This window comes from Hyphomonas oceanitis SCH89 (genome assembly GCF_000685295.1).
Classification (GTDB): Bacteria; Pseudomonadota; Alphaproteobacteria; order Caulobacterales; family Hyphomonadaceae; genus Hyphomonas; species Hyphomonas oceanitis.
In genome coordinates this window covers 1-4900 of the sequence record NZ_ARYL01000073.1, presented here as the reverse complement: position 1 = coordinate 4900, position 4900 = coordinate 1, and the positions used below count along the sequence as shown (strand labels likewise).

At 56.3% G+C, this 4900-nt stretch carries 5 protein-coding genes; 2 read left to right on the top strand and 3 right to left on the bottom strand.

Features of this window, described 5'->3' with window-relative positions; translation table 11 throughout:
* From HOC_RS22300 to HOC_RS19835, 3 genes are all read right to left on the bottom strand, one after another.
* Positions 1-754, bottom strand: a 754-nt coding sequence (locus HOC_RS22300) for a hypothetical protein (RefSeq protein WP_156950572.1), incomplete at its 3' end; no start/stop codon positions are given.
* A gap of 216 nt (positions 755-970) precedes the next feature.
* Positions 971-1909 carry a HEPN domain-containing protein gene (locus tag HOC_RS19840; RefSeq protein WP_035542014.1) on the bottom strand — a complete coding sequence of 313 codons (939 nt, stop codon included), beginning with the start codon at positions 1907-1909 and terminating at the stop codon, positions 971-973.
* Positions 1910-1947: 38 nt separating this feature from the next.
* Positions 1948-2865: a HEPN domain-containing protein gene (locus tag HOC_RS19835; protein ID WP_035542011.1), complete on the bottom strand. Its 918-nt coding sequence runs from the start codon at positions 2863-2865 to the stop codon at positions 1948-1950.
* A 285-nt stretch (positions 2866-3150) separates the two neighbouring features.
* Between HOC_RS19835 and HOC_RS21605 the strand changes: the two genes are divergently transcribed.
* On the top strand, positions 3151-3999 hold the full coding sequence (locus HOC_RS21605; protein ID WP_051625155.1) for a DNA -binding domain-containing protein: 849 nt from the start codon (positions 3151-3153) through the stop codon (positions 3997-3999).
* Between the two features lie 689 nt (positions 4000-4688).
* Positions 4689-4900, top strand: a 212-nt coding sequence (locus tag HOC_RS19825) for an antirestriction protein ArdA (RefSeq protein WP_162174911.1), incomplete at its 3' end; no start/stop codon positions are given.

Here is a 4900-nt window from a genome sequence, read left to right as displayed (position 1 = left end):
ACCACAAGGGCGGGCAGACCGGACGGTTACCAAACAAGTCTCCAGGCCATATGTCCTGATGTAGTATATTACGACCATTATCGCTGAAACTGTACGAAAGCCCTTTCCAGCTCACCGTTGGAGCGCTTGATGATCTGAAATGCAATTCACCGCGGTGAGACATTGCATTGCGAACAACACGGGCAAAATTCCAGACATTCGGCCACGACAAATTTGGGTCTTTTCCAAATTTATCGATGATGCTCTGTTGATGCCGCTCATAAAAGTTTGTTGCGAGTACCTGCCCGAAGCCCTCCAACAGATTTCCAAAAGCACCAAGATTCAGTGGGCTGGTGCTTAGCGTAGTAGCGCGCCCGACTCTCTCAATTTCTAGGTTTGCCGGAACAAAGTTGGATGCCAGCATTTGCAACGTGCTATTGGGTGACCAATACCATGAGGCAGACTCTCTTGCGCAATCGAGTCGGACAGTATGTTGAGGGTCGTACGGAGTAGATTTTCCTGATTTGCCCACTTCAATCATATGCGCAAGGCCGATCAGAGCTACAAGATACGATTGAATATCATCAAAGTATCGTTCTGAGTTCTTTATCTGCCCTCGAACTATATGGCTTTCAGGCGCACCAGTGCCGCCTGATGTGTGTCCAATAAGCAATCTAACAATTTTCGAATTCTCAGTTTTCTGATTCTCGGCTTCAGATTGCTTTCCGGTTGCAAGAGGGGAAATTTTTCGCACGCGCTGTATGATGCTTTTCAAGCACATTCCAAATTGACCTCCCAATCAAACCTAGTGGTTAGAGCGATAATCGACCGCCCATAGCTACTTTAGTAGCCCGCGTGCTTCGGTATACGCAGCAAGGTCGTTTCGCCAAATGGATAGCGCGATTTGGCAGGGCGGTTTGCCAGACACCTCATTTCAGCTGAACGCTTAGGTTCCGACTCGCCTATCAGGAGAGTGGTGCGCCCGAGCGGATTAGAACGCCCTTGCGTCTGCGGCTAGTTTTTCGAGCCGCTCTTGGCATGAAGCATCGGCAAGCTCCAGGAGCTGGGCGATCCTCTCGGCTTGCCAGTTGAGTATTTCAGGGCTTGTCTCATAGGCTGGTGAATAGCGGGCTTCAACATAGGCGCGGCGAAGGAGTTCGAAATAGCGTTTGAAAGGTTTGCGTTCCGGGCCCCAGGCTTCTGCGAGACGCGGGTCAATAGCCTCACAGCGCTGGCGCAGTTTGCCTAGGTGGTGCGTGGCAGGCGCGTACAGGGTGACGGTAAGGAGCACCATGCGGTAGATGGCTTCAGCGGCCTGGTGAAGCTGGAATGCTGCGAACTTACTCCAGTCAGGCCCCCTGGCGTTACTTTCTTTCCCGACCTGTAAGAACTGCGATGCGGACCGTTTCCAGTAAACATAGTACTCGGTTGATAGCTCGAATGCTCGCTTTGGATCTGGGCTCGTGTGTTCAGCGAGCTTTGAATGCGCATTTTCAGCAGCAGTTTTGGGTCGGTCCTCATAAAGCAGAACGCCTTGGTTGATGACCTCGGCGAAGAAATACTGCCCGTCTTTGAGCGCTGCATTTACCTCCCTGAGCGTGTGAACAATCAGTGACACATCCTTCTGGACTTTCGGATCCATTAACAAGCGATCTTCGACCCCGGCCCAAAACTTGGACATGTCAGTCAGCGCCTTGTGAGAGACGATAACGAGGAAGTCATAGTCTGAAGCTCGGCCGGATTTGCGGTCGTCGAACCACGTCCCCCGCGCGAAGCTTCCATAGAGGACAAGTTTGAGGATGCGGTAGCGAGCCACCCGTTTCGACGTGGACTTGCGAAGGCGTGCCTCAAGCTCTTCGAGGATCACCTTCCGGATGTAGGTGACCTCATTCTGCTTTTGCAGGTTAAGATGATCGAGACTGTTCTTCACGAGCTGCGCGTTTCCTTCTGTGGCACGTCTCCGCCCCTCTACCTGTCGTCGCCACTAGAGACCAGAGTTCTGGAAGACATGCAATTCTGTTGGCCATGTTCAGCTTTGAGGCGGTCGAGGTGCTCACGACACAGGGCATCCGCGAGGCCGATCAGCACCTCGATTCGATTGGCTTGCCAGACGAGAATGTCGGCATGGGTCTCGTAGGTCGGCGAATAGCGGGCTTCGACATAGGCCCGCTGGAGGAGTTCAAAATGTCGGGTGTACGGCTTTTGCAGCGGCGCCCATACTTCGTCGATCTTCGGTTCGACCGCTCTGGCAAGGCTGCGGAGCTTGCCGAGGTTGTGGCTGGGGGGCGCGTACTGAGTCACCGTTAGCAAGAACATGCGATAGGAGCTCTCAGCCGCCTGGTTGAGTTGGAACGCTGTATTGTTACGCCAGTCGGTTCCAGCTTGAATTCCCAGCCTCCCAACGATCAGAAATTGCTCACTGGTCCTTTTCCAATATTGGTAATTCTCGAATCCGATTTCGAAGGCTCTCTGAGACACGAGAGTAATTGGCTTAGTAATTATGTTCTTGGGGAGGCCATCCTTGCCGGGTTCGCTGTCAGCGTAGACGAGGATGCCTTGATTGATGATTTGGCAGAAAAACGGGGCGCCGGCTTTGAGGTGGCTGTTTACGTCTGGCAGCGTGTGGATGATGAGGGTTACGGGGCATTTGACCTGGCGGTCCCGGGCGATGCGCTCTTCGACCTCGTCCCAGAAGGCGCTCATCCCGGCCAGCGCGCGATGGCTGACGATCACGAGGAAGTTCATGGCGGATTGTGGGGAGTGGGCTGCGGTCTCTGATGCAGTGTTTCTCGCGAAGGGGCCGAACAGGATGAGCTTCAAAAGCCGGTAGCGGCTGGCTCTTGCGCCGCCTGCTGTTTCGATCCGGGCCTGCAGCTCTTCAAGCATGATGTCCCGGGCCCTTGCCAATGCGCGGGCGCGGCCTGGGCTGAGATGATCGCATGGCGTCTGCAAGGGCGGAAATCTCGTCTGGTTTCGGTAATCGGGAGGGCGAAGGAGATTCAACTAAAGAGAGGATATCTATTAGGTTTTTCGCTGTAAAGGTCTTTGTCTGGAGAGATGGAGACTGGTTCTCAGGCGGATGGAGAAACGCCTTTTGGGAGAATTGAAAAGTTACTTAAGGTAGAAATTGGCATCTGGCTTGCACGTGTTGGGGCGACACGGAAGAGGCAGATGAAAACCTACCCTTTGAATTCCTCAGGCGTATTGAAACGCTATGATTATCTCTCGCCGCTTTCGCGGGACCGCTGGGCCTGGGAATATGCCCGTCGCAACTCGAAACTGAGGCGTGATGCAGAGTTACGCAGCGATTCCGAGATCTCGGAGAAAATGGCGCCCTGCGCACCGATCCGGATGCTCAGGTCCCGCGTGCCCCAGAGACTGGCCGAACGCTGGGGCCTGGTTTTCATGCCTGATCCAGACCTCAATGGTCTCGAAGCCGACGCAGTCTGGAATAAGCATGTCTATCCCGATCAGGTCGAAATCAACTGCTCACCACGTGCGCCCGGTCAGAATTGTGACATCTGGGACCGCACCGTGCCGATCTGCGATATCACGCATGTCACAGACCTGCAGGCCCGCGAGTTTCTTCTGGTCCGCGGAAAAGGCTGCGTGGTTCAGGTCCGTTGCACCGGCGCTTCGCTGATTGGCCTTGAGCCCGTCAAAATGAAGCTGACAATCTCGGATCTCGATGACTATGAGCGCAAACTCAAAGCGCAGAAGGCGGCCCTTGCGCTGGTCGAGCAGGGACCCGTCGCTGAAATGCCTCTGTGGACGAAGACGACACAGATCCTGCGGGACGGGCTTGTCGCCCTCGATTGCCTTGAGCTCGGCATGTCCAGGCGAGACATTGCCGTCGTGCTGAATGGCCAGGAGGCCGTTGACGCGGAATGGGGCCTCGAGACCGGGACCATGAAGGACGCGATCAGGTACATCATCCGCAAGGCAGAAGGTCTCCGTGATGGCGGGTATCTGGTCGAGCTGCTCGGCGCCGAGACAGGTCTGGATCAGCGTGTGGCCTGAACAGGCCTTGTCTCATCTGCGACCTGCCCGCGCGATTGCGCGGGGCTGTTCGTCCGGAATGGACGTATTGAGGTGGGATAGAGCCGTTCTTCTGGCCGGCCCGGCTCGTCTCACTGAGGGATCAGAAAGTCCGGCTTCAGGCCTGGGGCTGGGGCTCACCGGCAGGTCGCGCACCCGCGCTTCCCACTGTCCGTTGGCCAGAGGGGTCACGGGCGCTGAATGGAGCGAGGAATGGATCAGGTCTTGTCGACGCAAAGAACGTCAACAGCGCCGCCCGTCGCGTAGAGCGAAGAAAGTGACGCCTGCTTGATCCGGAACTGGCTTCTTCGCTTAAGCTTCGGGTTCAGGGACGTCGCATTGTCAAGTTTCAGGATGGACTCGTCACAAGATACCGATGGGGCGAATGCCGCGTGTCCGCTTCTGTCATTTCCTATGGATTGTCCGCGTCCTCCCCGTCAGCCGCTTCCTCAATATCTCTCCCCAACAGCCGGGTCTGGGCGGACGGTGCGTCTGCCAGAGCGCGGTCCCCGCACAAGGGGGCGGGACTTTGTCGTGATTGTTCGTCTTTAGATTTCCTACCTACGGCTTCCCCTTGCGCGGGGCCCTTATGCGCTCCGGCGATGCACCTTTTCGCCGCCCACCCCCGCCTGATGCGGGAAAGAACGCAGGGCGGCGCAAAGGAGACTGACATGACTGACCAAATTTGCCCCGCTGCACCCCTTGGAACAGCTACCGCTCTCACGGTTCCAGACCACCCCCGCATCTACGTGGCCTGCCTTGCGGCCTACAATAATGGCCGCCTGCATGGCGCATGGATTGATGCGACCACGCCTGACGAGATCAGAGCAGGGGTCAGCGCCATGCTGGCGGCGAGCCCCGAGCCTGATGCCGAGGAATGGGC